The organism is Sinorhizobium sp. B11 (genome assembly GCA_039725955.1).
In the GTDB taxonomy this organism is placed as follows: Bacteria; Pseudomonadota; Alphaproteobacteria; order Rhizobiales; family Rhizobiaceae; genus Rhizobium.
In genome coordinates this window covers 1051195-1076765 of the sequence record CP091034.1, presented here as the reverse complement: position 1 = coordinate 1076765, position 25571 = coordinate 1051195, and the positions used below count along the sequence as shown (strand labels likewise).

Annotated in this window: 28 protein-coding genes; 10 read left to right on the top strand and 18 right to left on the bottom strand. The window is 60.9% G+C overall.

Features of this window, described 5'->3' with window-relative positions; genetic code table 11:
• Positions 1-19: 19 nt before the first annotated feature.
• Both LVY75_15100 and LVY75_15095 read right to left on the bottom strand, forming a co-directional pair.
• The gene (locus LVY75_15100; protein XAZ24532.1) at positions 20-1468 is read right to left on the bottom strand and encodes a methyl-accepting chemotaxis protein; all 1449 of its coding nucleotides are present in this window, start codon (positions 1466-1468) and stop codon (positions 20-22) included.
• Positions 1469-1578: 110 nt separating this feature from the next.
• Entirely contained in the window at positions 1579-2553 is a 975-nt protein-coding gene (locus tag LVY75_15095) for an oxidoreductase (GenBank protein ID XAZ24531.1), read from the bottom strand.
• A 152-nt stretch (positions 2554-2705) separates the two neighbouring features.
• On the opposite strand from LVY75_15095, the gene LVY75_15090 reads away from it, so the two are divergent.
• On the top strand, positions 2706-3773 hold the full coding sequence (locus LVY75_15090; GenBank protein ID XAZ24530.1) for an AraC family transcriptional regulator: 1068 nt from the start codon (positions 2706-2708) through the stop codon (positions 3771-3773).
• Between the two features lie 17 nt (positions 3774-3790).
• Here LVY75_15090 and LVY75_15085 read toward each other — a convergent pair whose 3' ends face one another.
• Both LVY75_15085 and LVY75_15080 read right to left on the bottom strand, forming a co-directional pair.
• Positions 3791-4744 carry a peptidoglycan-binding protein gene (locus tag LVY75_15085; GenBank protein XAZ24529.1) on the bottom strand — a complete coding sequence of 318 codons (954 nt, stop codon included), beginning with the start codon at positions 4742-4744 and terminating at the stop codon, positions 3791-3793.
• A complete protein-coding gene (locus LVY75_15080) occupies positions 4716-6254 on the bottom strand; it encodes a HAMP domain-containing histidine kinase (GenBank protein ID XAZ24528.1) in 1539 nt (512 codons plus the stop codon). Before LVY75_15080 ends, LVY75_15085 begins: the two co-directional genes overlap by 29 nt.
• A gap of 451 nt (positions 6255-6705) precedes the next feature.
• Between LVY75_15080 and LVY75_15075 the strand changes: the two genes are divergently transcribed.
• Positions 6706-7230 (top strand): DUF5330 domain-containing protein, encoded by a 525-nt coding sequence (locus LVY75_15075; protein XAZ25726.1) that lies wholly within the window; start codon positions 6706-6708, stop codon positions 7228-7230.
• Positions 7231-7441: 211 nt separating this feature from the next.
• The gene (locus LVY75_15070; protein ID XAZ24527.1) at positions 7442-7864 is read left to right on the top strand and encodes a SufE family protein; all 423 of its coding nucleotides are present in this window, start codon (positions 7442-7444) and stop codon (positions 7862-7864) included.
• A gap of 94 nt (positions 7865-7958) precedes the next feature.
• Here the strand turns inward: LVY75_15070 and LVY75_15065 are convergent, their stop codons facing one another.
• From LVY75_15065 to LVY75_15020, 10 genes are all read right to left on the bottom strand, one after another.
• Complete coding sequence (locus tag LVY75_15065; GenBank protein ID XAZ24526.1) at positions 7959-8384, bottom strand: YciI family protein; 426 nt, start codon at positions 8382-8384, stop codon at positions 7959-7961.
• Between the two features lie 261 nt (positions 8385-8645).
• Positions 8646-9077: a MucR family transcriptional regulator gene (locus LVY75_15060; GenBank protein XAZ24525.1), complete on the bottom strand. Its 432-nt coding sequence runs from the start codon at positions 9075-9077 to the stop codon at positions 8646-8648.
• 438 nt (positions 9078-9515) lie between these two features.
• Positions 9516-9848: a monovalent cation/H(+) antiporter subunit G gene (mnhG, locus tag LVY75_15055; GenBank protein XAZ25725.1), complete on the bottom strand. Its 333-nt coding sequence runs from the start codon at positions 9846-9848 to the stop codon at positions 9516-9518.
• Positions 9848-10159 (bottom strand): cation:proton antiporter, encoded by a 312-nt coding sequence (locus LVY75_15050; protein XAZ24524.1) that lies wholly within the window; start codon positions 10157-10159, stop codon positions 9848-9850. Before LVY75_15050 ends, mnhG begins: the two co-directional genes overlap by 1 nt.
• The gene (locus LVY75_15045; protein ID XAZ24523.1) at positions 10156-10635 is read right to left on the bottom strand and encodes a Na+/H+ antiporter subunit E; all 480 of its coding nucleotides are present in this window, start codon (positions 10633-10635) and stop codon (positions 10156-10158) included. The genes LVY75_15050 and LVY75_15045 overlap by 4 nt, the downstream gene beginning before the upstream one ends.
• Positions 10632-12179, bottom strand: a complete 1548-nt coding sequence (locus LVY75_15040) for a Na+/H+ antiporter subunit D (protein XAZ24522.1) — start codon at positions 12177-12179, stop codon at positions 10632-10634. Before LVY75_15040 ends, LVY75_15045 begins: the two co-directional genes overlap by 4 nt.
• A gap of 61 nt (positions 12180-12240) precedes the next feature.
• The gene (locus LVY75_15035) at positions 12241-12618 is read right to left on the bottom strand and encodes a Na+/H+ antiporter subunit C (protein ID XAZ24521.1); all 378 of its coding nucleotides are present in this window, start codon (positions 12616-12618) and stop codon (positions 12241-12243) included.
• Positions 12618-13037, bottom strand: coding sequence for a Na+/H+ antiporter subunit B (locus LVY75_15030; GenBank protein XAZ24520.1), 420 nt, complete (start codon positions 13035-13037; stop codon positions 12618-12620). The genes LVY75_15035 and LVY75_15030 overlap by 1 nt, the downstream gene beginning before the upstream one ends.
• Positions 13038-13302: 265 nt before the next feature.
• Complete coding sequence (locus LVY75_15025; protein ID XAZ24519.1) at positions 13303-15660, bottom strand: putative monovalent cation/H+ antiporter subunit A; 2358 nt, start codon at positions 15658-15660, stop codon at positions 13303-13305.
• 128 nt (positions 15661-15788) lie between these two features.
• The gene (locus LVY75_15020) at positions 15789-15992 is read right to left on the bottom strand and encodes a hypothetical protein (protein XAZ24518.1); all 204 of its coding nucleotides are present in this window, start codon (positions 15990-15992) and stop codon (positions 15789-15791) included.
• A 547-nt stretch (positions 15993-16539) separates the two neighbouring features.
• Between LVY75_15020 and LVY75_15015 the strand changes: the two genes are divergently transcribed.
• The 5 genes from LVY75_15015 to msrB all read left to right on the top strand — a co-directional run bounded on the left by LVY75_15015 (position 16540) and on the right by msrB (position 20997).
• A complete protein-coding gene (locus tag LVY75_15015; protein XAZ24517.1) occupies positions 16540-18201 on the top strand; it encodes a SulP family inorganic anion transporter in 1662 nt (553 codons plus the stop codon).
• Between the two features lie 227 nt (positions 18202-18428).
• Complete coding sequence (locus LVY75_15010) at positions 18429-19223, top strand: DUF2092 domain-containing protein (protein ID XAZ24516.1); 795 nt, start codon at positions 18429-18431, stop codon at positions 19221-19223.
• Positions 19224-19246: 23 nt separating this feature from the next.
• Positions 19247-19447, top strand: coding sequence for a hypothetical protein (locus LVY75_15005; GenBank protein ID XAZ24515.1), 201 nt, complete (start codon positions 19247-19249; stop codon positions 19445-19447).
• Between the two features lie 86 nt (positions 19448-19533).
• Complete coding sequence (locus LVY75_15000) at positions 19534-20433, top strand: hypothetical protein (GenBank protein XAZ24514.1); 900 nt, start codon at positions 19534-19536, stop codon at positions 20431-20433.
• Between the two features lie 150 nt (positions 20434-20583).
• Positions 20584-20997, top strand: a complete 414-nt coding sequence (gene msrB / locus LVY75_14995) for a peptide-methionine (R)-S-oxide reductase MsrB (protein XAZ24513.1) — start codon at positions 20584-20586, stop codon at positions 20995-20997.
• Between the two features lie 45 nt (positions 20998-21042).
• Here the strand turns inward: msrB and LVY75_14990 are convergent, their stop codons facing one another.
• Positions 21043-22110, bottom strand: coding sequence for an FAD-binding oxidoreductase (locus LVY75_14990; protein XAZ24512.1), 1068 nt, complete (start codon positions 22108-22110; stop codon positions 21043-21045).
• A gap of 75 nt (positions 22111-22185) precedes the next feature.
• Here LVY75_14990 and LVY75_14985 point away from each other — a divergent pair, with 75 nt between their 5' ends.
• Both LVY75_14985 and LVY75_14980 read left to right on the top strand, forming a co-directional pair.
• The gene (locus LVY75_14985) at positions 22186-22725 is read left to right on the top strand and encodes a GNAT family N-acetyltransferase (protein ID XAZ24511.1); all 540 of its coding nucleotides are present in this window, start codon (positions 22186-22188) and stop codon (positions 22723-22725) included.
• Entirely contained in the window at positions 22722-23468 is a 747-nt protein-coding gene (locus tag LVY75_14980; protein ID XAZ24510.1) for a class I SAM-dependent methyltransferase, read from the top strand. Before LVY75_14985 ends, LVY75_14980 begins: the two co-directional genes overlap by 4 nt.
• A 1-nt stretch (position 23469) precedes the next feature.
• Here the strand turns inward: LVY75_14980 and LVY75_14975 are convergent, their stop codons facing one another.
• The 3 genes from LVY75_14975 to LVY75_14965 all read right to left on the bottom strand — a co-directional run bounded on the left by LVY75_14975 (position 23470) and on the right by LVY75_14965 (position 25540).
• The gene (locus LVY75_14975) at positions 23470-24168 is read right to left on the bottom strand and encodes a pentapeptide repeat-containing protein (protein ID XAZ24509.1); all 699 of its coding nucleotides are present in this window, start codon (positions 24166-24168) and stop codon (positions 23470-23472) included.
• A 104-nt stretch (positions 24169-24272) separates the two neighbouring features.
• Complete coding sequence (locus LVY75_14970; protein ID XAZ24508.1) at positions 24273-24782, bottom strand: N-acetyltransferase family protein; 510 nt, start codon at positions 24780-24782, stop codon at positions 24273-24275.
• 89 nt (positions 24783-24871) lie between these two features.
• A complete protein-coding gene (locus LVY75_14965) occupies positions 24872-25540 on the bottom strand; it encodes a hemolysin III family protein (GenBank protein XAZ24507.1) in 669 nt (222 codons plus the stop codon).
• Positions 25541-25571 lie beyond the last annotated feature (31 nt).

Sequence of the window (25571 nt, the reverse complement as noted above, 5' to 3'; positions counted from 1 at the left end):
ATGGCAGATGGCGGCAACGCTATACTTTTACCGCCAACCGCAAACCACCCCAATGCCTACCGCGGACTGTGATCGGGGCGGAAATATCTTTCATCATGACGAAGTTACCGCCGCCCATGTCCCGCCGGTAAGTCTGGACAAGGAAGGGCGCAGTGCTTCTGCCGGCAGCAAGTCCGACGCGATCGTTGAAGATGCGGCGATTGCGGCAATTGGCAGTATTCCAGACGACATCGCCCGGCCGCTGCGGCTCGGAGAACTTGCGATTGTGGGTCGGCAGGTAGCCGTTTTCATCAATGGCGGCACAGAAGGCGATGCGCTGGTCGGAACCCGCCACCGGCTCCTGGATCGGCGGCAGCAGCCGGTCGGCGAGTTCAGTGAAGGGTGCCATCATCTGTACCGGATCGGTGCCCGATATCGGCTGGTAGTGGCGGTTGAACAGGCTCTCCATGCCGATTGCGCCTTCGGCGACGGCACGCTCCAGGGCATGCGATATCTGGCCGGCGACGGATTGGGCCTGTTCGATCCAGTGGCGGTCGGCGGTTTCCACGCCGGCGCTCGCGGTCAGCTGGATCAGCGTTTCCGACAGGCCGACGACGCTGTCGACGCGTTTTGCCGCCTGTTGCAGCCGGCCGTTGGAATCCAGCACCTCGGCCGACATTTCGCCGAGCTTGGCGACGAAGCCGGCGCAATCGCGATCCACGGCCTCGGTCGTGTTGGCCATGACCGCGGATGAATCGAGGATGCGGGTAATCACATGTTCCATGCTTTCGAAGGCGCCGCGCATCGCTTCGGACTTTTCGCTGACGCTGGCAGCACTCTTGCGGGCGCCGCCGCCGACAGTCGAGAGACGATCGATCTTGAGCCGAAGCTGCTCCAGCGTTTCCTGGATGGAGCCCGTGGCCTTGGAGGTCTGCAGCGACAAGGCGCGGATCTCGGAGGCGACGACGGCAAAACCTTTGCCAGCCTCGCCTGCACGAGCGGCCTCGATTGCCGCATTGAGCGCCAGAAGATTGGTCTGGCGGGCGATGGTGCTAATTTCGGCGGCCACCTTGTCGACATCGGTCAGCGAGCGGGAGAAGCCGGAGATTTCCGTGCTGATCTCTTCCGAGGACTGGACCATGTGACGGATTTCCGAGACCGAGCCGGACAGGCGATCGGCCGATTCCTTCAGCATGTGGCGCGCTTGCGTCGCGGTACTGTCGGTCTCACGCAACGAAACGGCAACGGAGCGATTGGTCTCGGCGATGGAAAGGGCCGTGCGGGTGACCTCATCGAAGGCGGCGGCATGGCGGGCGGACATTGCCGCCATGTCCTGGATGGCGCCGGCTATATCAACAAGGTCGACGCCGAGCGTGGAGGCCTCTTCGGCAAGACGCGAGAGGATATGGCGCAGCGCGTCGCGATCCGGTCCATCCGGCTCGTAAGCCGGGCTTACGGCATTCTCCTCCACCGCCTTCAACGCCTGCATGATCGAGCTCCCCCAAGCTACATTAGGGAAGCTTCAAGCAACATGGTTAACAACTGGCTAAGAATAGCGGCGCTTATACTTAGGTCTTAGACCCCTGCCCCGTTAAGCCTTCAGCTCTGCGTCAGGCCCGTCAGTCTCTCACTCATCTGCCAGAGGCGCTCGGCAAGCTCGGGATCGGTCGCCCAGGGGCGCACGCCGAGCAGTTCCTCGGAGTCGGCAGGCACGGCCTTGGCGATATCGCAGTTCTCGCAATAGACGCCGCCCATGCCATCCAGCTCATCGCTGACAGCGCACCAGACAGTGGTTGCCGCACCCTGGGCAATGGTCTTCTTGTTGTTTTCAGGGTCGATGACGGGGTTGCCGTCGGCATCCACATAACCGCTCGCCAGCAGATATTCGCGCGACTGGTGGCGGACGAGATCGGTCGTGACGATACCGCCCGGATGAAGAGAGAAGGCCCTCACGCCCTCTCTTGCGCCCAAAGCGTCCAGCGCAACGGCAAATAGCGCATTGGCTGTCTTCGACTGGCCATAGGCGACATAGGGCAGGTATTCGCGGTTCTCGAACATCGGATCGTCGAAATCGACGCCAGAGCGGACGTGGCCGCGCGAGGAGACGGCAACCACACGCGCGCCTTCCGCCTTCACCAGCGCCGGCCAGAGCCGCGCGGTGAGCTGGAAGTGGCCGAGATGGTTCGTGGAGAATTGCGATTCATAACCGCGGCTGTCGCGCGTCAGCGGGTTGGCCATGACGGCGGCATTGTCGATGAGGAAATGCAGTGGCTTGTCGTCTTCGAGGAAACAATCGGCGAACTCGTCGATCGAATTGGGATCCCTCAGGTCCATATAGGCGAATACCAGGCCGGGCACGTTTTCGCCCGCCGCCCTCGCCTTCTCGATATTGCGGGCGGGCACGATCACCTTGGCGCCGGCGGCCGCCATCACGCGGGCGGTTTCGAGGCCGAGACCGGCATAACCGCCGGTGACGATCGCCACCTTGCCGGTGAGGTCATGGCCGGCAATCACCTCTTGCGCCGTGGACGCTGCACCGAAACGTGAACCAATGGGAGCCTGGGGAGTGGACATGAAATGTCTCCTTTCAAGAGGATTCCGTCCCGTGGGTGACGGAAATGCTCTATCTCTTTGTTTTTATGCAGTTCGAGACTCAAAACCGCTGCACATGTCTGCCGGAATTGCTCTGGTCGGGAAATATCTATGTCCGGCAGGTGGGATTCTGAATGCTTGTAAATCCCGATTTCTTGCGCCATCGTACAAAGATGACAAGCGATCCCCTCTCCGAAATGCTCAGCCTGCTCGATGCCCGCTGCCTGATGGCGGGCGGTCTGATTGCCGGCGGCCCCTGGGCGCTTGCCTTTCCGCAGCCGAACCGCATCAAGATCAGCGCGGTGGCCAAAGGCCGCTGCTGGCTGGTGCTCGACAATGGCAGCGAGCCTATCCTGCTCGAAGCCGGCGACGTCGTCCTGCTCAACGGCAAGCATTCCTTCATGCTGGCGACCGATCTTGCGATGAAGCCCGCCGATGCCGTCACGACCTTCAAGGAGAAGAAGGTCAATGGCATGGCGCGGCATGGCGTGGGCGAGGATTTCCTCTATATCGGCGGGCATATCGCGCTTGGGCCGACCGGCACGGCGCTGCTGCTCGACGTATTGCCTCCGGTCATCCATGTGCGGGCGACCCTTGCCGAGGCCGGCGTGCTGCGCTGGCTGCTGGACCAGCTGGTGCGGGAAATGGCGGCCGGCAAACCGGGCGCGCTGCTTGCCTCGGCCCAGCTTTCTCAGCTCATCTTCGTGCAGGTGCTGCGCGCCCATATCATGACGTCGGAGCCGCTGACGGTCGGCTGGCTGCGCGCCTTTGGCGACGAGAAGATCGCGCCGGCGCTGCGACTGATGCATTCAGACCCAGCGCATGACTGGCAGCTCGGAGAGCTCGCGAAATCCGCCGGCATGTCGCGCACCAGCTTCGCCCTGCGCTTCAAGACGGTCGCGGGCGTTGCCCCACTCACCTATCTCACCGCCTGGCGCATGCGCCTTGCCGAGCGGGCGCTGCGCGAGGGATCGATGCCGGTCTCCTCGCTGGCGCTTTCACTCGGCTATACCTCGGAGAGCGCCTTCAGCAATGCGTTCAAGCGCGTGACCGGCATTGCGCCGAAGCGCTACCGGACTTCGGCCGCTATCAATGTCGGGCCGATCGAAGAGGTGGTCGATGTCGAAGGTCGGGTGCGAACGGTGGACTACCGGCTCCTGCGGTTGGCGAGCCAGCCGTCAGCCCTGCCGCGGCAAGGCTGATTTCAGTCCGTTATTGCTCAGAGCGCACCGATTTCCTTGAGCTTCTTCAGGACGGCTTCGCTGGGTTCGCCATTTTCCGGGAGATTGTAGTGCTTCTGGAAGTGCCGGATGGCGGCGCGGGTCTGTTCGCCGGCGACACCGTCAACGCCGACATTGGCGTAGGCCATGTTGACCAGGCCCTTCTGGATCTTCAGCACCAAATCGACACTGGAAATGCCTGACAGCGGAACCTGTTTCGGCCCTGAGGGCGCCGTCTTGACGGTCTTTTCGGCGCTGCGGATTGCGGCTGCGACCGGATCTTCCTCCGTCGCCTTCGACGTCACGTCTTCCCGAGGTTTCTCCGGCGGGACGGTCGAGGGACCGACTGCATCGGTTCTGAGCGCAGCAAGCACGTCGGGCGTCGCATCGCCACTTTGCGCCATGCCAACCGTTTCCTCGAAGAAAAGGATGGCTGCGCTGGTGCGCGGGCCGATGACGCCGTCGGCATTGCCGTTATAGAGGCCGCGGCGGATCAGTTCCTTCTGGATGTCCATCACGAGCTGGCTCGGCTGCTGGCCGGCCGCGGCAGATGGCGGCGTGGTCTGGGTCGTTGCCGCGGCGTCGTCCGGCCGCTCGATGCGGAACGTGGTGACATCGCCCTGCGGCTCAACCTGCGGGCGGAAGCCTATGGCGGTCGGCGCGCCCGGATCGCGGGTACGGAAAATCGGATGCGGATGCGCGCCTGGCTGATACCAGAGTGCGTTGGCAGCGACGAAGGAGAAAATGACGACGAAGGCGATCGTGCCGCCGGCAATGGACGGATTACGGCCGATGACGCCTCCAAGCGCACCGGCGCCCTGAAGACCGAGGCCACCCAGCGCAGTCGCACCCTGCAGGCCAATGCCGCCGAGTGCTGCCGCACCGGTCATCACAAGGCCCGGCTGCTGCCGTCCCTTCCTGCCCTTAGGCGATTTTCGCTTGCGCGCGGCCATCGAAAAGCCCCTCTTCCAGTTCTGCGGCGCCCGCCGCGCCCTTCAGCCGCGGCGGAAACTCGACCGTTTCCACCTGGCCGGCATTTTCTGCCGCCGGGGCTCCGGAACCGTCCGCCGCAATCTCGATGGTGATGATCGTGCCCTCGCCAGGCTGGCTGGCAATGGCGAAATTGCCGCCATGCAGGGCGACAAGGCCTTTGACCAGCGACAGGCCAAGACCCGTGCCCTCGAATCGACGGGTATAATCGTTCTGGATCTGGACGAAAGGTTGGCCGAGTGTGGCGAGCCTGTCGGCAGGAATGCCGATGCCGGTATCGCTGACAGTGAGCTTCAGAATGCCGTCGCGCATGGCCGCATCGACGGTGACCACGCCTCCCGTTTCGGTGAATTTCACGGCATTGCCGACAAGATTGATAAGGATCTGCTGCAGCGCGCGCTGATCGGCCACGACCTCTGCGATACCGCGCTGGACACGGCTCGTGAGCGTCACGCCCTTGCTCTTGGCCTGCAGCGCCAGCATGGATTCGCAGGACCGGATCGATGCGCCGATATCGAAAGGCTCGAGCATCAGCTCGTAGCGGCCGGCCTCGATCTTGCTCATGTCCAGCATCGTGTTGACGACGGAAAGCAGATGCGCACCGGATTCACGGATCAGGCCGACATATTCGCGCTGGCGCTCGTTCTCGAACTTGCCGAAATATTCGCCGATCAGGATATCCGAAAAGCCGAGGATGGCATTCAGCGGCGTGCGCAACTCGTGGCTGACGGCGGCGAGGAAACGGGATTTGGCATCGTTGGCCGATTCCGCATCTGCCGCGCGCGTCTGCGCCTCGGCGCGAAGCCGTTGCTCCACCGAAACATCATGCAACTGGGCAATAACGGCCGAAAGCATGCCGTCGACATCACGCCGTGCGGTCATATCCATGCGCAGATAAGCGAACTGCCTGTTATCGCGCGAGACGGAGGGGCGTTCCAGCCTGAGATCGACGGTCGCCTTTTCCTCGCCCTGGCGCAGCGCATCCAGCGCCTGCAGGAAAAGGATGCGATCGGAAACATGCACCTGCTCGAAGAAGCCACGGCCCTTCAGGTCGCGCATCCAGACGAGATAGTCGCGCTTGTCGCGGCCGCCGGCCATCGTCACGCTGCCAAGCGGATCGAGGAAGAGGACGAGGCCCGGGCTCATCTCAAGGAAGAGATCGTCGGCACTGGCTGCGGCTACGTGCTGTGGAATAGCCTGGCGGGCGAGCGCAATGCTGCCGACGGCAGAAAAAAGAAAGGCGGCGCAGACCGTGGCGACGCCGGCCGGCAGTGCAACTGCGGGGCTGGTAACGATGGAGAGGCCGACCGGAGCGGCGACAAGAGCGGCAGAGGAGAGGAAGACCAGGCGGCGCAGAATGGTGAGCTCGCTCTGACGCACAGCTTCGCCGCCGCTCGTGCGGGAAAGCCAGCTTGCAGCTGCCCGGTCCACGAGGGCTGTCGCCCAACCGCCAATGTCACTCAATACACGCACGCAATACCTGCCCGAAAAGGCCTTTCATTGACCCGGACAATAGGCCCTCGCGGCTTAAGGAAAGGATAAGGCAAAGTCGCCTTCCACAGCCCAAAAATGCTAAAAGTCCCGTTTTGGGCCATCTGCCTGGCTCTTTGAATTTCGTGGTTAATAGCAGGTAAGCGCCGGATTTTCCTCATATTTCAGCATCACGTTAACTCTTGTGGCAGAGCGGCGGGGCAAAAGTCCAGCAATTGCAGGCGGCGGCTGCCACCATGCTTAACGACATCTGTTAGAATTTGAGTGAAATGCCCCGAAAATACCGATCATTAAAATTTGAGATAAATTTGCCGCAAATGCCGATGAGTTTCGAAAAGCTGCATTCGCAACTCGGCTGTAAGGTGCAGACATACCGGACAACCGGCCCGATTCGGCGACAAGACCGGACGGGAAAAACAGGATGGGCAAGACAATGTGGTTTCTGATCAAAGGATCATTCTGGTTTGGCCTTGTGCTCGTCGCTCTCTCCGTTTTCTCTTCGGAGAGCTCCGACAATGCCGGCCACCCGCAATTGCAGCTTTCCGACGCCTTCACCGCGGCAAGCGGCGCTTACGTCTATATCACCGGCATGTGCTCCGAAAAGCCCGAGGTCTGCAGCAAGGGTGGGGAGACCCTGACGGCTCTCGGCTACCGGGCCCGCGAAGGCGCCCGTGTCGCCTATGAGCTGCTCGACAGCCAGTTCAGGGACGACAACTCCAAAATGGCCTCCGCAAAGACGGCCGTGCCGCCGGCGCCTGTCGCGCTTGCCGCTCCTTCCCTGCCGGAGGCCATCACTAATACAATGCGCGAGGCTCAGGCCGCGCTGAACCAGCCGATGCCGCACCTGCCGCAGCCCTACCGCCCACCGGTAGACGACGGCGCTTCGACCGAACGTGTGGTAACCGGAACCATTCCGGCCGGGTCGATCCCGCTGCCGACGCCGAAACCGGCGATCTGACGAATTTCGCGGGCACCCCGCCCGCGCCCCAGCTTGCATCGGTGGTCCGCATGACGCGGAGATGCCCCATGCCTGACGTGCCTGCCCTGTTTATTTCAGCACTTTGCTGCGCCGTGAGGATGCCCATCCCTCACGGCGTTTCTTTTTAACGGTTCAAATCTGCGGTCGCTTCGCCTATATGAACTGATAATAGTGAAAGGCCTGAACAAGCATGGCGACCCTCGACCAGATCATCGACGACTTTTCCTTCCTGGACGATTGGGAAGACCGCTACCGCTACGTTATCGAACTCGGCAAGGCGCTGCCTGAACTGGCAGACGAGAAGAAGACTTCCGAGAACAAGGTGATGGGCTGCGCCAGCCAGGTATGGCTGGTCACGCATACAGCAGGCAATCCCGACAATCCGGTCATGACATTCGAAGGCGATTCCGACGCGCATATCGTGCGCGGCCTCGTCGCTATCGTGCTTGCCACCTATTCCGGAAAGACTGCTGCCGAGATCGCCTCGCTCGATGCTTTCGAGATCTTCTCAAAGATCGGTCTGACTGAAAATCTCTCCTCGCAGCGCTCGAACGGCTTGCGCTCGATGGTCAACCGCATCCGCGAGGAAGCGCGCGTGCGGGCTACTGCCTGACAGGTGCGATCCGCACGAGAAAACAAGCCTTGAGACCAGACGGTTCGGCGCACGGAGAAATACGCCGGGCGCCGAACCTGATCTTGCCGATTCGTTATTTGCCGTTTGTCATCCGCTCACCGAGACGTTCTGCCCGCTCGGCAAGCTCCGGCGTCAGGGCCTCGCCGAAATCGGCTGCTTCGAACACCTGACGGATTTCGATCTCGCTCGGACCGAGCATTGGATTGGGGCAGCGCTTTACCCACTCGACGGCTTCGTCCATATCCTTGACCTGCCACAGCCAGAAACCGGCGATCAGTTCCTTGGTCTCGGCGAAGGGGCCGTCGATGACCATGCGCTTCGGGCCATCGAACGCGATGCGCTTTCCCTTGGAAGAAGGATGCAGGCCTTCACCCGCCATCATGATGCCGGCATTGACCAGATCCTCGTTATACTTGCCCATAGCCCCCAGAAGCTCAGTCGTGGGCATGATGCCCGCTTCACTGTCTGCCGTCGCCTTGACGATGACCATTACGCGCATGTCTCTTCTCCTCTTGTTTGCGGCGGCATGAGTGCCCGCCCGTCCTCGATCTTTCATGTCATTCCGTCGTTATCGCAAAACCGCTGCGCACTTTTGCGCGACATGATTTAGAGACGGATGAGCAATCGCGAGACCGACATTTTTTGCCGCGCTTTTTTTGAAGATAGATGACGAGAGCCGAAATCACCGGAAGAGACGACCGGTAAATACAAAAAAAGCCGGGCAACAGGCCCGGCTCTTTATCATGCAGCGGTGCAATACTCAGCCGCGGCCGCGCTTGCGGCGCTGTCCCAGGCCCATTTCCTTCGCAAGGCGCGAACGCGCTTCGGCATAGGCCGGGGCTACCATTGGGTAATCGGCAGGCAGGTCCCACTTCTCGCGATATTCTTCCGGCGCGAGATTGTGATGCGTCATCAGGTGGCGCTTCAGGGACTTGAAGTTGCCGCCGCATTCGAGGCACGTAATCTGCTCGTCCTGCACGGACTTGCGGACAGAGACCGCAGGCTTCTGCTTTTCGACGACCGCTGCCACCGGCTGCGGTACGGATGTGTTGCTCAATGCCGAATGTACGTCGGAAATCAGATTAGCCAGGTCGCTGACCGGGACAACGTGGTTGCTGACATAGGCCGCGACGATATCGGCCGTCAGTTCCACAAGCAGCTCCGGCGCATTGCCGGTCGCCATATCCGTCATATTCTTTCTCCTGTTAGCATGCTCAAACGGTCCTTCTCCCAAAAAGACAAAGAACCCTCGTCGTAGAGCCAAACACCAAAAGAGCAGCTTACAGCCTTTGTTTCGAAAAACCGGAATCCACCCCTAGATTCCGAAGACCGTACTCTGCACCAATACTGCCTGACGGTGAGCTACTACGTATTCTTCCAGGCCGTCACCCAGTTAGACATTGACAAACAAGGCTAGGAGACCTGGAAGCAGTACGATTCTAATTCACAATCAGAACTCTACTTGGATTTTCAAATAGCATCGTTTTCGCAAAAGGCCAATTATTAATTGTGATTTTCCTAGAAAAAAAATCCATCACAAAGAATTGGTCAGCGGTTCAGCAAGCTTTACTCGTGCTTCCAGTGCATAAGTTTGCGTAAAATTGCTTAAAATTCTGAGTAGCCCTCGCCCTCAGCGCATTCGCATATCGTCACGTACTGAGATATCGGCCGGAAAATGTCCTGATATATGCGAAGCTCTCGCAAGAAGGTGTGCAGAAACCGGTGCAGTCAGGATAAAAAAGAGGAAACCGGCCAACGCTCTTGCAAGCACAGCAAGTTCGCCCGAATAAAGCCCGGCAGCAAGCAACAACAAACCGGAACCGACCGTGCCGGCTTTTGAAGCGGCGTGCATGCGCGTGTAGAGATCCGGCAAGCGCGCGATACCGATCGCGGCCACCAGGGCGAAGAAGGCACCTGCCAGCAGCAGGACCGCAGTGACGATAGCAAGCGCATAGTCCATTATCATTCGCCTCTCCCCTGCGTCCCAGATGCCACGGCTCTCCGAGAGAGCACGAAACGGGCGAAGGCGACTGTCGCCAGAAAACCGACGAGGCCGAGCGCGATGGCGATATCGATGTAAAGCGAAAATCCGGTGCGCACCGCGACGACGGCAATGAAACCAATGGCGATGCCCGTCATCATGTCGAGCGCCAGGATGCGGTCGGGAAGAGTGGGGCCGGCAATGACGCGCCAGACGGTCACAAAAAGCGCAATACAGAGAATACCGAGGGCTGCGATGGCGGCGGCGGAAACGATGGCGGCAGGCGTTATCATCCAAAGGCCTCCATGATACGGCGCTCGAAACCGCCAGCAATATCGCGCCTGACCGCGGCAGGATCGGCGCAGTCCAGCGCATGCACATAGAGCGTGCGCCGGTCCTCGGAAACATCAACCGAAAGAGTACCCGGCGTCAGTGTGATGAGATTGGCAAGGAGCGTGATCTCAAAATCGGTTCTCACCGTCAGCGGGAATGCGAGGATACCGGGCGCCAGCTGCATACGCGGCGAAAGCACCGTCAATGCCACCCGCCAGGCCGAAAGCGCCAGTTCCCAAAGGAAAAGACCCGCCAGCAGGAAGATGTGCCAAGGGCGGATGCGGCGCGGCGGCGAACGGCCGGCGAAGGCCTCGCGCACGACTGCGAGCGACAGCAGCGACAGAGCGAGGCCGAGAACGAAATTAAGCGGCGAGGTGCTGCCGGTTACGGCGACCCAGGCGACGGCAAGCGGCAGGCTGAGGAACAGGACTGTCATCGTATGGTCCCTTCCGGAAAGACGGAGAAGATATAGGCGGAGGGATCAGCAAGCCCGTCGGCGGCGGAGCGCGCGAGTTGCAGCAACTGTTCCGGCAGGAGACCGATGCCGATGACGAGGATCGTCAACGCCGCAAGCGGAAGACCAGCCGTCCAGCCGGTCCGCACCGGAGGGAGCGCCGGGGACGCGGGACGCCAATAGGCAAACAGGAAGACGCGGCCGCAGGCAATCGTCAACAGGAAGCCGCCGAGCAGGATCGTGCCCGCCAGCCACCACGCGCCGACATCGAGCGAGGCCTTGACCAGCAACACCTTGGGCCAGAAGCCGGAAAAGGGCGGCAGGCCGCAGGCGGCCAGCAGCAGCATCAGCGAAATCGCCGCGAACCAGCCATTCTGACGATAGAGGCCGCCGAGCGCGGCCAGCGAGAAGGAGCCGCCTCGCCTGCCCGCTTCGCCGGCCAGAAGATAGAGCGCCGTCATCAGCACTACCGAATGCAGCGCATAGAAGACTGCGCCGCCGAGGCCTTCGGCGGTGCCGAGTGCTGCACCGATCAGCATATTGCCGATGCCCGAGATCACCACATAGCCGAGCAGACGACGCAGGTCGGTTTCAGCGAGTGCACCGAGTGCGCCGACGAGGACAGTCAGGGCTCCGACGACAGCTATCAGCAGGCTGAGTTCATCGCGCTCGGCCGGCAGCAGCATGACCAGGACGCGCAGCAGCGCGTAGATGCCGACCTTGGTCAGGAGGCCGGCAAAGAGTGCGGAAACGGCGATGCGCGGCGTGTGGTAGGAGGCCGGCAGCCAGAAATTGACCGGAAAGGCCGCAGCCTTCATGGCAAAGGCGAGCAGGAAGAGGCAGGCGAGCGTCATCAGCGGCGCCGTGCCGCTCAAGGCTGCTGCCCGCTCGGCAATGTCGGCCATGTTGAGCGTGCCGAAGCTCGCATAGAGGATGCCGACAGCAATGAGGAACAGCGTCGTGGCGATGAGGTTGAGCACCGCATATTTCAGCGCCCCATCGATCTGCGCCCGTTCGGAACCGAGGATCAGCAGGCCGAAGGAGGAGATGAGCAGCACCTCGAACCAGACGTAGAGGTTGAAAATATCGCCGGTCAGGAAGGCGCCGGTGACGCCTGCCATCAGCAGCATCAGCAGCGGGAAGAAACCGTATCGGCGGCCGCTTTCGGTGGTATCTGACAGGGCATAGATGCCGGCTGCCAGGGCAGCGACCGCTGCGGCCAGCGCCATCAGCGCGCTGAAGACATCGACCGTAAAGGCGATACCGAAGGGCGGCAGCCAGCGGCCCATGACCATGGTGAGCGGGCCGTGTCCGACGACCTGCTGCAGGAGGGCAGCGTCAAGGAGCAGCAGGACTACGAGGCCGGCAATTGCGATCCATGCCTGCAGGCGCGGAAGGCTGCGCAGCATCAGGAGCAGCGCACCGAGGCTGATGCAGAGCACGACCGGCAGGATCGCCAGCCAGTGGGCGGGCGGGACGGGAGCGGTGACCATGGCGGCCGAGAGGTCGGTGACGGGGGCGGCCATTAGTGGGTGCCTCCCGCGAGGGTCGGCGCATGGGCATTGAGCATCCGCATCTTACTCACGATCAATACCCCAAAGGCGGCAGCGGCCGGTCTTCAGGTTCGGCATCGTGCATGCGGGTCGTATCATCGGTGCCGAGCTCCTGATAGGCGCGGTAGGTCAGCACCAGCAGAAAAGCGAGGAAAGAGAAGGAGATGACAATGGCCGTCAGGATCAGCGCCTGCGGCAGCGGATTGGCCGCACCTGATGGCAGCATGTCGGCCCCGGCGGGTATGATCGGCGGCACGACACGGGTCAGCCTTCCTGCCGTGAAGATCAGCAGGTTCACGGAGTTACCGAGAATGGCGATGCCGAGCATCATGCGGATCGAGAAGCGCGACAGGATCAGATAGACAGCGGCCGAAAAGAACAGGCCGACGAGAATGGCAAAGAGCGCTTCCATCAGTCCAGCTCCCTTTCTTCCAGCGCCAGCGCGATCGAAGCGACGGCGCCGAGCACCACGAAATAGACGCCGAGATCGAAGAGCATGACGCTGGAGAGCGGCACTTCCACACCTGCCAGGACGGGATAGACCCAAAGGCCGGTCATGAATGGCACGGCAAAGAAGATCGAGATCAGGCCGGCGAGGCAAGAGAGCAAGAGACCGAAGCCGGCAATCGCCAATGGATGGAAGCGGATCGCCCGGCGCACCGCGTCCACGCCGAAAGCAATGCCGTAAATCGCCAGAGCCGAAGCGGCGATCAAGCCGCCGATGAAACCGCCACCCGGCTCGTTGTGGCCGCGCAGCAGGATAAAAACGGAAAAAAGCAGCATCAGCGCGGTGATGAAGGGGGCGACCGTACGGAAGATGAGGGTGTTCATCGCGTGCCTCCACAAAGAGACTGAGACGGCCGGGGACGTCTACCAACCTCCCTCATTCCTGTGCTTGTCACAGGAATCCAGCCACGACGCGTCTGCGTCGTGAATGACTCACTTGCAGCAAACCAAAGAGTCTCTCCTGCCCAAGGACTTGGGCAGGCTGGATTCCTGTGGCAAGCACATGAATGAGGTGAAACGGTAACGTCTCGCGATACCTCGAACGCTGCATTCGCTGCGAGGACAGAATCAGATTCCAAAGAGACCTGTCTCATGCCTCCTCCGCATCCGGATCGTTTGTCGCCAGCCGGCGCTCCGTGTTGCCGCGGATGCGGATCAGCGCAAGGATGGCGAGGCCTGTCACCGCCACGACGGCGATTTCGCCGAGCGTGTCAGTGCCGCGGAAATCGACGATGATGACGTTCACGACATTGGCGCCGTGGGCGATCAGCTTCGAATGGGCATTGAAGAAATCGCTGAGGGCCGTGTTGAACGGCGCCTGCGTGGCGCGCATCAAAAGCAGCGCGAAGCCGAGACCGCAGGCGAGTGAAAGTACGATATCGAAGAAGCGGCGGACGCCGTGGCGCGGATCGGTCGGCGACAGGCGCAGACGGGTCATGACGAGGGCAAGAATGACGACCGCGAGCGTTTCGACCATGAACTGGGTGAAGGCGAGATCCGGGGCGCCGAAGAGCAGGAAGATCAGCGCGACGGCAAAACCCTGAATGCCGAGCGATACGATCGCCGTCAGCCTGTCGCGGGCGATCAGCACGGCGACAAGGCCGAGCACGGCGATGACCATGATGCCCGCTTCGCGCAGGCGCAGGTCTGCAGGCCAGGCAAAGCCTGGCGGCAGTCCGTCATTGATGACGACCGGTACAAGCAGGATTGCGGCAATGCAGAGGAATGTGCAGGCGACGTAGATATCCAGCCGCCTTGGCTGGACGATGCCGATGAAACCGTGGGCGAAACGGACAAGTCCGGCGATGAAATGATCGAAACCGCGATCCGGGCCACGTGGGGAGTGCAGCACGTAGGCGACGAAAGCCCTGCTACGGTCGAGCTGCCAGTAAACAGCGATGCCGAGTACGATCGTCAGCAACGACAAGGCAAGCGGCAGGCCGATATGCGGGGTCAGCGAAATGGAAACCTCTTTGGGAGCGCCAGCAATAGCGGAGGCCATGGGCGAGGAGATCGCACTGTGGGTGACGCCGGAAAAGACTGCAGCAAGCGGACCTGCCAAAGCAAGGACGGCAGGGCCGAGCCAAAGCAGGACCGGCGCCTCATGCGGATGTTTGGGCGTCTCCACCAGTCTGCCGGCGAAAGGCCTCAGTCCCACGGCAAAGGCGATCGCAAACATCAGCGCATTGCCGAGGACGGCGATGGTGGTGGCAAGGACGGGATAGAGATCACTGCCGACGATAGCCGTATAAATTTCCTCCTTAGCGAGGAAACCGAAGAAAGGCGGCAACCCGGCCATGGAAAGTGCGGCGACGATAGCGATCGCAAAGGTCAGCGGCATGGCCCCTCGCAGGCCCCGCAGCCGCGTGATATTCCGCGTGCCGGTTTCGTGGTCGATGATGCCGGCGACCATGAAAAGCGCGCCCTTGAAGAGCGAATGCGCCACGAGATAGAGCACTGCGCCTTCAATGGCATAATCCGATCCGAAGCCGGTCAGCAGCACCAGCAGGCCAAGGGAGGAGACAGTCGTATAGGCGAGCTTCAGCTTCAGATCCGTCTGTCGGATCGCAAGCACCGAGCCGGTGACGAGCGTCAGGCCGCCAAAGACCGGCAGCAGAACCTCCCATGCGGGTGTTGCGCCCATGACCGGGTTCAGCCGCATCAGCAGATAGACGCCGGCCTTCACCATGGTGGCGGAATGCAGGTAGGCCGAAACGGGTGTCGGCGCCTCCATGGCGTTCGGCAGCCAGAAGTGGAATGGAAACTGTGCCGATTTGGTGAAGGCGCCGCCGAGCACCAGCAACAGGGTGGCAAAATAGAGCGGGCTGCCTCTGACGACATCGCCGAACTGCATCAGTTCCGACAGCTGCGCAACGCCTGTCTGCCCCCAGAGCAGGAGCAAGCCGGCAAGCAGCAGCAGCCCTCCCCCGCCTGTGACGACGAGTGCCTGCAAAGCGGCGCGCCGTGCCGCCTGCCGTTCATAGTCGAAGCCGATCAGCAGAAAGGAGGTGATCGAGGTGAGCTCCCAAAAGATGAAGAACATCAGAAAGCTGTCCGACACCACGACGCCGAGCATTGCGCCCATGAAGAGGAAGATGAAGGAGAAGAACCGGCCCTGATCCGGATGGCCCTTCAGATACCCGCCGGCATAAAGCACGATCAGCGTGCCGATGCCGGTGATGAGCAGGGCGAAGGTGAGCGACAATCCGTCGAGGAACCAGGAAAAACGCAGGCCCAGGCCCGGCACCCAGTCATAGCCGCCGGTTATGATTTCGCCATCAGCGATCTGCGGCACGAGACGCAGGAAATGCAGGAAGGCGAGCAAAGGGGCGACGGCGAGCAGCCAGGCGCCGCCTGCGCCGAAGGCACGAATGATTAAGGGAGCCGCAAGAGCGCCGATCAACGGCAGACACAGGGCCAGAAATGTCAGAGCCGTGACATCGGCCATGTCCCCTCCCCGTGAGCACGGATGAAAGCCGGCAATCAGCCTTTTCAAGGCTTAGGTGAATCGGCTGATAGCCTCAAGCAATTTCGACAACCCGCAATGGGTGCGGGCTGTGTTCACAGGCTTGACGTTCAGGAAAGGCGCGTGGCGAGACGCAAAACGGAACCGTGCAGGATGAAGAAAGCGAGCGGCAGCGGCCAGACCAGACAGGCGACCAGCCCTGCGATACGGAACACCGTCCAGCGATCATGATTGACCCAGCCCTCCAGCAGGGTCACACCCATGGCAATCGCGGCGACTGCGCCGTACAGAACAATCATCAGAGTATGAAACACCGTTTGTCCCCGAAACACGCAGCATTAAGCTTAATGGCACACTAAAGATAAAGCACGGGTGATTCGTCGTCTTCCCCCGAATTGGGTAGATGACAATTGGGGCGCTGAAGCGGCACGGTCTGCTTTGGGGACCTGATCACACCGAGGCTTCCATCCTCAGGCACTCTCAGGACAGGCCGAGACGGCTATTGGCGGGCGAAAAAATCCGCGGCGACGACCTAAGAGAACATCAGTTCTCCTACAATGACCGCAAGAAAGATGTAAGCAACGACCCCCATACTCACTTCTTTTCGCATGTATTTTACGTTATAATGACACCTCTTTTAGTTTGCACCCGTCCAGTAAACATCCAACTCTGCTGAGGCAGAGTGCGTGGCATGTGTATTCAATTGAGTTTCTACGAAGCGAGCACAAGGTTTTGAACTGGAGCAAGACAGCCGCTGACGCCGGGACGCGGCTATAGTGACATCGTCAAAATGCCCGGTGAAATGTCACGAAAGCGACTGAATTTCCGATCGGAGCAGTGGCCGTGTCCCACGAAACCCACATGGCAGTCAGGAGAAACGACGGCGGTGCCTCGTTCGCGGCTGGCCTTCGGTTCGATATAATGGCGGGCCTTGTCGCCGCTGCGGTCGTACTGCCCAAGGCCATGGCTTATGCCACGGTTGCCGGGCTGCCGGTGAGCGTCGGTCTCTATACGGCATTCGTGCCGATGATTGTCTACGCATTACTCGGCACGTCACGCGTGCTGAGTGTCAGTTCGACCACCACCCTTGCCATTTTGGCCGGGACCGAGCTTGGAACCGCCGTTCCAGATGGCGATCCAGGCAAGCTGGTCACCGCCGTTGCGACACTTGTGGCGTTGACGGGGGCTCTCCTCATTGCAGCCTCCGTGCTGCGCCTGGGGTTTGTGGCCAACTTCATTTCATCGCCAGTGTTAACCGGTTTCAAAGCAGGCATCGGCCTGGTGATCGTACTGGATCAGATACCGAAACTGCTGGGCGTGCATATTGAAAAGGCGGGCTTTTTCCGCGACATCATGAGCGTGGTCCAGCATATACCCGAAACGTCGCTGCTTACGCTGGCCATTGCAGCCGTGGCGCTGATCGCCTTGTGGATGATGGAAAGGCTTTGGCCCCATTCTCCGGCCCCACTCGTGGTCGTCGGCGCGGGCATTCTGGTATCCTGGCTCGCCGGTCTCAATGCCTTGGGTATCGCGACAGTCGGATTCATCCCGCGGTCGCTGCCGTCACTCACTCTCCCCAGCGCCAGTTTGGTCGAGCAACTCTTGCCCGGAGCGCTCGGCATCGCACTTATGAGTTTTACCGAAACGATTGCCGCGGGTCGGGCGTTTGCCGCACCGTCCGAGCCCCCAATCAGGCCCAACCGCGAACTTCTCGCGACAGGCACGGCCAACGTGGTCGGCGCATTCTTCGGCTCGATGCCCGCAGGTGGTGGCACTTCGCAGACGGCGGTCGTCCGCGCAGTGGGCGGGCGGTCCCAGACGGCCTCGCTTGTCACTGCTGCGACTTCTGCGGCCACCATGCTGTTCCTTGCGCCGCTGCTTGGCTTGCTGCCACAGGCCGTTCTCGCCGCGATTGTGATCATCTACTCGGTCGGCCTCATTGCTCCGGCGGAATTTGCGGCCATCCGCAAGGTGCGGCGAATGGAATTTCGCTGGGCACTGGCGGCATTCCTCGGCGTGCTCGTGTTCGGTACGCTTCAGGGCATCGTCGTCGCGATCGTTCTTTCGCTGATCGGTTTGGCCAGTCAGTCGGCGAAACCGAAAGTTTACGTCATCGGCTGCAAGCCGGGCACTGACGTGCTCCGGCCGCTGTCTTCGGACCATCCTGACGACGAAACATTTGATGGTCTGCTGATACTGCGCCCGGAGGGACGGTTGTTTTTCGCCAACGTCCAGCAAGTCGCGGATCAGATTCAGGCATTCGTAGCCGAATACAAACCGAAAGTGCTCGCACTCGATATGAGCGGGGTCTTTGACATCGAGTATTCCGCTCTCCAGACGATGATTGAGAGCGAACGCCGCGTTACCGACCAGGGCATAACCGTCTGGCTCGCAGGTTTGAATTCCGATGTACTCGACTATCTTCGCGCCTCCGGTTTCGCCGACAAGCTCGGCCGTGAGCGCCTCTTTTTTAGCATGAATGCCGCTCTGCAACGCCATTTGGAGCAAAAGAGCGGCAGCTAGGCATGGACTGGAGCCGGCAGCATTGCGGTGGTGCGTCGCTGCGCTGCTCTCCTTGGCATCTTCAATCTTTGCAATGCAGTCTTTTTGAGGGAGCAAGCTACTTCAGCCGAAAGTCGCTGGTGGACCGTCTCAGCGAGGCCCACACGAGCGCTGTAGGACAATCCATCCCGCGCGTTTGTTTGAGCCACGCGGGTCGTCTTCTCACTATCTTAGCGGAGGAAACACCCATGCGATCTCGATCGGAAAACCCCTTTCAGAATGCCCGCCTGCTTGCCGCTGGGCTTGCCCTGGCTGCGCTGACTTGCGCGACGTCCGCCCAGGCCGACGACACACAAGCGAAGAGCCTGCTAAAGGCGATGTCGGACTACATGGCAGCGCAGGACGCAATCTCCTTCGAATATGACACGAGCCTGGAGGTCGTTACCAAACAGAAGCAGAAACTGGCACTTGCAAGCTCCGGCGCGGTGAAGCTCAATCGGCCCGACAAGCTGAACGTCACACGCCAGGGCGGCTTCGCTAACGTCGAAATCGTTTTCGACGGCAAGACACTCTCGGTTCTCGGGAAGGACGCCAACCTTTACGCTCAGACGGAAGTGCCCGGAACGACCGACCAGCTGATCGACGCCTTGCGGGACAAATTCCATCGGCCGCTGCCGGCCGGCGACATCTTGATGTCACACCCTTACGACGCGCTCATGTCGGAGGTCACCGACGTCAAGGATCTCGGGAGTGGCGTAATACGCGGCGAGGAATGCGATCACCTGGCATTTCGCACCAAGGAAGGGGTGGATTGGCAAATCTGGATTGCCCAGGGACAGAACCCCTACCCTTGCCGCTACGTTGTTACCAGCACCAAGGTCGCAGGCTTTCCGCAATATACGATTGACATACGGTCATGGAAGGCAGGGGCGGACGTGGCGGCAGGCGACTTCAGCTTCAAGGCGCCCGACGGGGCTCAAAAGCGGGATTTGAGCAAGCTTCCAGACGCTGACGAACTGCCAGAGATATTCTCCATGAAATGATCGAACTTGAAAGGAGAGACGGCATGCTTAAATGGATCGCTATCACGTTGCTTGCTGTAGTCGCCGGGGGCTCAAGCATCGAATTTCGCGGCGCCCTTCCGGTCGAATTCAACCTGATGCCTTCCGCAGAGGCCAGGGTTGGGCGCCCGCTGACACCCGTCAGCGTCGCCGGCGTTGCCCGCAGGAGCGCAAGGCGATGCGCGGCAGGTGTCTATAACTGTTAGCCAAGGCAACTGCGCGCAGCGACCACGTCCTTTCAACGACAAACTGCGCGCAGCCGCCGGATCTGTCTGTGCAGGGGGGTGTCGACATGGCAAAGGGCTCTACAGAAGACCATTCGTGTGAAACCTCTGCGTTGCTGGCCGAAGTGATCTATCGGTTCGCGTTCGATGCGCCACACAGGCCCCTGCCGCAGGATGCAGATGCTGCTCGTTTGCGGCTCGAGGCTGGCAATCGGGCTTTCGCCGAACTCCTGACCCGATTCGGATCTTCCAAGGCGACAACATTAAGTATCGATATCGACCCGCGGGATCTCGGCCTTTATCCAAGGGGCAGCGGCGCGCCAGCTCAGCAACCGTTCGCGGCAATTGTTGGCTGTGCCGACGCCCGTGTTCCTGTCGAGCTAGTCTTTTCCGAGGGCCCGAACGACTTGTTCGTCGTCAGGACCGCCGGCAACGGCATCGGAGATGATGTCGTGGGGAGCCTGAGCTATGCGATTAGCCATCTCGGGGATAGTCTCAAGTCTATCGTGGTTCTTGGCCACAGCCGGTGCGGCGCCGTTTCTACGGCAGTCGATGTCTATTTGCAGCCCGCCAAATACATGCATATCGTGCCGCTGAAGGATCTGCGGTGCATTGTGGACCGCACACTGGTCATCGTCCAGCTCGCAGCGACCTGGCTGGAAAGGGCTCATGGAGTGGAGGTCATTCGCCAACCGGGCTATCGCGCAGCACTGGTCGAGGTTGCGATCGTGCTGAACGCCGCTCTCACCGCTTATAGCATTCGGACGTGCCTCGGGCTAACCGGAAGCGACTCGATCGATGTCGTTTACGGCATCTATCTTCTGGAGCAACGGCTCGTATGGGCGCCACGAGAAAAAGGGCAGAACTGGTTTGGGCTTGCGTCTGCGCCTCACGACGCGAATGAATTTGCTGTTCTGTGTGATCTCGTGGTCTCCTGCCCCAGGATACAGGCTTTGCTCGTTGCTTAGGGGCGTATCGAGAGCAGAAATATCTCCGATCACGTGCGATGCCCCCAGGTTCAGCTCCCGGAGGCGCGATCCCAGTCTTGATCAATTGCGCTCAACGCACCACATTTGCGCACGAAAAGAGATTGCCCCCATCGGCGAAAGGAGCACTCCATGGCCGAAACGACCACCACACCAAAAGTCCACAAGACCGATGCCGAATGGAAGGAACTGCTGACCCCCGAGCAGTACCGTATCACCCGCCAGCACGGGACCGAACGCGCCTTTACTGGTCCCTACTGGGATTCCTTCGAGACCGGTCTCTACCGCTGCGTCAGCTGTAATTCGCCGCTCTTCCGCTCCGACACGAAGTTCGATGCCGGATGCGGCTGGCCGAGCTATTTCGAGCCGGTCTCTCCGGAGTCCGTGACCGAACACAGCGACACGACCTATGGAATGGTGCGCACGGAAATCCGCTGCGGCACCTGCGAGGCCCATCTCGGTCACGTCTTCCCGGATGGGCCGCCGCCGACCGGCCTTCGCTACTGCATCAACGGGCATGCGATGGTTTTCGAGCCCGGCAAGTAAGAGCTTGAAACCAAAACGAAAAGCGGACCCACGGGTCCGCTTTTTTCATATCAGGCCGGCGCATGGGATGAGCGGCGAACGCCGGCCTTCCAGCACATGCTCTGCGGCAAGCCGTCCAAGCAGCGGCGCGAGAATGACGCCGGGATGACCGACCGCGACATAGGCGCCCTCGATGCCGGGCAGGAAACCGAGCCGCGGCATTTCATCGGAGAAGAATGGCCGGTAACCGGCAGCAGCCTCGATCAATGAGACGCCTTCGGGCAGGCGCAGGCGCTCATGCATGATCTTCAAGATCCGCTGACCAACCTCTTCCGGTGCGTTCTCCGCGGAATCATCGATATAGCCCTTGGCGACGTGCAACATGTTGTCCGCTGATTGGCGAATTTCCAGGCCGGGGCCGCGGAGAATGCGGTTCACGACAGGCTCTGCGCACCTATAGCGCAGGATGATCGAGGGTGAGGCTTCGACGCCCGTTTGGAAATCCACGCTTTCCGTCAGGCGGTCGACCGCTGTTCCGCCTGCGAGGATCACGAGATCGGCCTCGATCGTGCCATCGGCCAGACGTACGCCACGCACCCGATCGCCCGAAAGGATGAGGCTTTCGACCTTCCGGCCGAAGGTAACGGGCACGCCGGCGGCATCGATCAGGTCCCGCGCCAGCCTTGCAGGATCGAGCGCGAGATCGCGAGGCGAGAAGATCGCGCAGGCGGGAGGCTCAAGTAGATTGGGCTCCCATGCTGCGATCCTTGCGGCATCGACCAGTTCGACATCCGTCCCTTCGGCGCGATGGGCTGCGGCGAAGTCTTCGGTTTCCGCAGTGCCTTTGAGCCAGAACAGGGAACCGGGACGCGCGGCGACAAAGGCATCCGGCAGATCGGAGTGCAGGCGGGTATAGTCGGCGAGCGCCTGCTGCACGAGGCCGTAATTGACGGCTCCCGGCACGACATTGATGATATTAACCCAGCCGAAGGCCCGTGCCGTCACGCCGCTGCCGGCTTGCTCATTTTCATCCACGACTTGGACAGTGGCTCCACGCCGGGCCAAATGGAAGGCAAGCGAAGCGCCGACAACGCCGGCACCAACGATAATGACGCGTATCTTTGCAGATGCCATGGCGGAAGCTCTCGTATAAAGCGGACTGAAGAAGTTGGCGGGCTTAGGCGCGCTGGATGACAGAGGGATGAAACAATGTCCATCGTCCGCGAAATCCTGCGCAGCGATCGGCTGGTGTTGCGCGAAATCACCGTCGCGGACCTGCCGGCGCTCGAGCGCATCTTCGCCGATCCGCTGTGCATGCGATATTACCCTTCCGTGAAGGATGCCGCAGCAACGCGCGATTTCTTCGACAGGCTCGCCTTCGGAAGCTATGAGAAAAATGGTTTCGGCCTCTGGGCGATGATCGATCGCGAGAGCGGCGAACTGCTCGGCGACTGCGGGATCACACTGCAGGACACATCGCGCGGATTGGAGCCCGAGCTTGGCTACCACCTCTGGCCGGATTACTGGGGCAAGGGCTATGCCACCGAGGCCGCGCTTGCCTGCCGCGATCATGCCTTTTCGGCCATGGGGCTGTCGCGCCTCGTCAGTATCGTCAGCCTGGAAAATCTTCCCTCGCAGAAGGTCGCCGGACGCGTGCATCAGCGGCGAGAGATCTTCAGCAAGCAGAACGCGGCCGGCGAGACGGTGGAACGTTATCTCTACATCAGCGAAAGGGCATCAGACGTATGAGCACAGTTTCCGACGATCCCCTCTACCGCGACCCTTCGCTTGCGCAATTCTATGATACCGCCAATCGCTGGGGGCCGGATTTCGACTTCTGCATGAAGCTTGCGGAAGGCGCCCATTCCGCGCTCGACCTCGGCTGTGGCACCGGAGAACTGACGGCAGCGCTCGCAGCGACACGCGACGTCACTGGCGTGGACCCGGCCGCCGCCATGCTGGATATCGGCAGGGCGCGGCCAGGCGGCGACAAGGTGGAATGGATCGAGGGTGATGCGCGCACCGTTCGCCTCGGGCAGAAATACGATCTCATCGTGCTGACGGGCCACGCTTTCCAGGTCTTTCTGACGGAAGAAGACCAGCGCGCCGCCCTTGCGACCATTGCCGCACATCTCAGTCCCATCGGCCGGTTTGTCTTCGATACGCGCAATCCCGGTTTTCTTGGACAGCAAGACGTGCGTCATAGCAAGGTGCGCCAGCTCGAACATGCGGAGCTTGGTGCGATCGAGGCCTCGGACGAGTCGCATTACGATGAGACGAGCGGCATTCTTTCCTACGAGAACGGCTATCGCGTACTCTCGACCGGCGAGCGTTTCGCCGGACGTTCGAAAATCCTCTACACCCCGCGCGACAAGCTTGCCGCAATGATCAGCGATGCCGGGCTAACCGTCGATGCATGGCATGGCGAATGGGAAGGCAACCCTTTCCAGGCACAGTCGCGGGAGATCATTCCGGTCGGCCGCCTAGCCTGAGTTAATCCTGCTCCTGCGGGCAAGGCCAGTTTGACGGGACGGTAAGCCCCGAAGGCAGCTTCGTGGAGGAATCGCCACAGGCAAGATCGATCTGCGCCTGCTGCAGGCCTGTGGCGGCGGACAGATCCAGCCCCTCGATGCGGGTCAGGAACATGAAGGCACGGTCGAAGCTGATCGGGCCCTCATAACGTGCACCCGTCAGATCGGCGCGCGAGAGATTGGCGAGCGCGAAGCTGACGCCCGTCAGCACCGCCTTGTCGAAATTGGCGCGGCCAAGCTCGGCTTTCTCGAAATTGGCCTTCGTCAGTTGCGCACCGGTGAAATCGGCCCGCTGCAGCTCTGCACCGGCAAAGCTTGCGCCGTCGGCGGCCGCACCTGCAAAGGTGGAGCGGTAGGCCTCGATCTTGCCGAAATTGGCGCCCTGGGCACTTGCTCCGGCCAGAGAGGCGCGCACGAGGGTTGCTTTTTCCGCATTGGCAGATTTGAGGTTGGCACCGCCGAGATCGGTCAGCGAAAAATCCGTGCCGGCAAGGTTGGCGCCCTGCAGGTCGCTGCCCTGAAGCATCAGGTTCTTTTTGTTACACTCCTGCCAGTCGAGCTCCGGCGAAGCCGTGCTGCCGCAACTGGCCGCCATCGATGGCAGCGAATAAGCTGTCATGACCAGGAAGGCCGAAAGACCGAGCACCGAGCGTCCAAACATCAACCTCTCCTCCGCGAGTCGCGCCATCAGAGATTCCTACAAGGCGCAGACTACGATAAAAATATGGTTAGTCCTCGCCAGCAATCAATCTGGAACCGGCCCTATCAGACCTTCGGTACGCGCAGTTCCATACAGGTCAGATCCAGCCAGCGGCCGAATTTGATGCCGACCTCGGAAAATGTGCCGGCGATGCGGAAGCCGAGCTTCTCGTGCAGTTTGATGGAGGCGGCATTTTCGGCCTCGATGCCGGCAATCATGACATGGATGTTGGCGGCGCTTGCACGCTCGATCAATGCGCGCATCAGCTTTTCGCCGATGCCGGCGCCGCGGCAATCCTTGTCGACATAGACGGAATGCTCGACCGTGTGGCGGTAGCCATCGAAAGCACGCCAATCACCGTAAGAGGCGTAGCCGGCGACCTTGCCATCCATTTCGGCGACGATGACCGGAAAGCCCCTGCCCTTGCGGGCCTTGAACCATTCCAGCCGGTTGTCGAGATCGACAAGCGTTTCGTTCCAGATCGCCGTCGTATGTTCGACGGCGTGATTGTAGATATCTCTGACAGCAGGAAGATCAGCTTCGGCAGCGTCCCTGATAAGAACGGTATTGGTCATGTGGCAGGCCCGGCTCGGAATGGTCGTGTTCGAATAAGCTTGTTTGCACGGGGAATACGCCGGGCGCGGGCTTATGTAAACGCAAGATGTCAGAAGGCGGGGACCGAGAGGCTGAAGCAGGTCAGCACGGCCGAATAGTGCACGGCGGCGGCGGCCACCACGAAGGCGTGCCAGATCGCATTCTGGAAGCGGAGCCTTTCCCAGACATGGAAGATGACGCCCAGCGAATAGATGATGCCGCCGATGATGATCAGCAGCATGGAGGCATAGGGAATGCGCGAAGCGACGGGCTCTGCCACCAGTACGCCGCTCCACCCCATGGCGAGATAAAGCAGGATCGCCAACCGGTCATACCTGCCCGGGAAAACACATTTGACGAAGATGCCGAAGGCTGCGATCGCCCAGATGGCGATCAGCGTGCCCAGGAGCAGCGGGTCATCGGCGCCGCGCTCCAGAAAGGGCGTGTAGGTGGCGGCGATCAGGATGAAGATCGCCGAATGATCGAACCGGCGCAGATACCATTTGGTGCGCGAAACCGGCCAGATATTGTAGGAAAAGGAAATGCCGAGCGTCAGCACCAGTCCCACGCCGTAAACCCAGGCGGCAACAAGCGCGCCGGCCGGGCTCCAGAGAGTGGCGTAGAAGATCAGTACGGTCACGCCGATCAGCGCAAAGAACAGCCCGACGCCATGAACAATGCCGTCCGCGATCAGTTCATATCTGTCGTAGGCCCAGCGAATGCCGTTGAACTCGCCCATGCACGCGCCCTTACTCAGAGTAAGGGGATGG

Coding starts and splice junctions, on each gene's coding strand:
- LVY75_15005 (XAZ24515.1), top strand. CDS start 19,247: ATGCTTAAATGGATCGCTATCACGTTGCTTGCTGTAGTCGCCGGGGGC.
- LVY75_15010 (XAZ24516.1), top strand. CDS start 18,429: ATGCGATCTCGATCGGAAAACCCCTTTCAGAATGCCCGCCTGCTTGCC.
- msrB (XAZ24513.1), top strand. CDS start 20,584: ATGGCCGAAACGACCACCACACCAAAAGTCCACAAGACCGATGCCGAA.
- LVY75_15065 (XAZ24526.1), bottom strand. CDS start 8,384: ATGCGCGTAATGGTCATCGTCAAGGCGACGGCAGACAGTGAAGCGGGC.
- LVY75_14985 (XAZ24511.1), top strand. CDS start 22,186: ATGTCCATCGTCCGCGAAATCCTGCGCAGCGATCGGCTGGTGTTGCGC.
- LVY75_15095 (XAZ24531.1), bottom strand. CDS start 2,553: ATGTCCACTCCCCAGGCTCCCATTGGTTCACGTTTCGGTGCAGCGTCC.
- LVY75_15015 (XAZ24517.1), top strand. CDS start 16,540: ATGGCAGTCAGGAGAAACGACGGCGGTGCCTCGTTCGCGGCTGGCCTT.
- LVY75_14975 (XAZ24509.1), bottom strand. CDS start 24,168: ATGTTTGGACGCTCGGTGCTCGGTCTTTCGGCCTTCCTGGTCATGACA.
- LVY75_15000 (XAZ24514.1), top strand. CDS start 19,534: ATGGCAAAGGGCTCTACAGAAGACCATTCGTGTGAAACCTCTGCGTTG.
- LVY75_14965 (XAZ24507.1), bottom strand. CDS start 25,540: ATGGGCGAGTTCAACGGCATTCGCTGGGCCTACGACAGATATGAACTG.
- LVY75_15070 (XAZ24527.1), top strand. CDS start 7,442: ATGGCGACCCTCGACCAGATCATCGACGACTTTTCCTTCCTGGACGAT.
- LVY75_15090 (XAZ24530.1), top strand. CDS start 2,706: ATGCTTGTAAATCCCGATTTCTTGCGCCATCGTACAAAGATGACAAGC.
- LVY75_15035 (XAZ24521.1), bottom strand. CDS start 12,618: ATGGAAGCGCTCTTTGCCATTCTCGTCGGCCTGTTCTTTTCGGCCGCT.
- LVY75_15060 (XAZ24525.1), bottom strand. CDS start 9,077: ATGACGGATATGGCGACCGGCAATGCGCCGGAGCTGCTTGTGGAACTG.
- LVY75_14970 (XAZ24508.1), bottom strand. CDS start 24,782: ATGACCAATACCGTTCTTATCAGGGACGCTGCCGAAGCTGATCTTCCT.
- LVY75_14990 (XAZ24512.1), bottom strand. CDS start 22,110: ATGGCATCTGCAAAGATACGCGTCATTATCGTTGGTGCCGGCGTTGTC.
- LVY75_15040 (XAZ24522.1), bottom strand. CDS start 12,179: ATGGCCGCCCCCGTCACCGACCTCTCGGCCGCCATGGTCACCGCTCCC.
- LVY75_15100 (XAZ24532.1), bottom strand. CDS start 1,468: ATGCAGGCGTTGAAGGCGGTGGAGGAGAATGCCGTAAGCCCGGCTTAC.
- LVY75_15075 (XAZ25726.1), top strand. CDS start 6,706: ATGTGGTTTCTGATCAAAGGATCATTCTGGTTTGGCCTTGTGCTCGTC.
- LVY75_15045 (XAZ24523.1), bottom strand. CDS start 10,635: ATGACAGTCCTGTTCCTCAGCCTGCCGCTTGCCGTCGCCTGGGTCGCC.
- LVY75_15050 (XAZ24524.1), bottom strand. CDS start 10,159: ATGATAACGCCTGCCGCCATCGTTTCCGCCGCCGCCATCGCAGCCCTC.
- LVY75_14980 (XAZ24510.1), top strand. CDS start 22,722: ATGAGCACAGTTTCCGACGATCCCCTCTACCGCGACCCTTCGCTTGCG.
- LVY75_15030 (XAZ24520.1), bottom strand. CDS start 13,037: ATGAACACCCTCATCTTCCGTACGGTCGCCCCCTTCATCACCGCGCTG.
- LVY75_15025 (XAZ24519.1), bottom strand. CDS start 15,660: ATGGCCGATGTCACGGCTCTGACATTTCTGGCCCTGTGTCTGCCGTTG.
- LVY75_15085 (XAZ24529.1), bottom strand. CDS start 4,744: ATGGCCGCGCGCAAGCGAAAATCGCCTAAGGGCAGGAAGGGACGGCAG.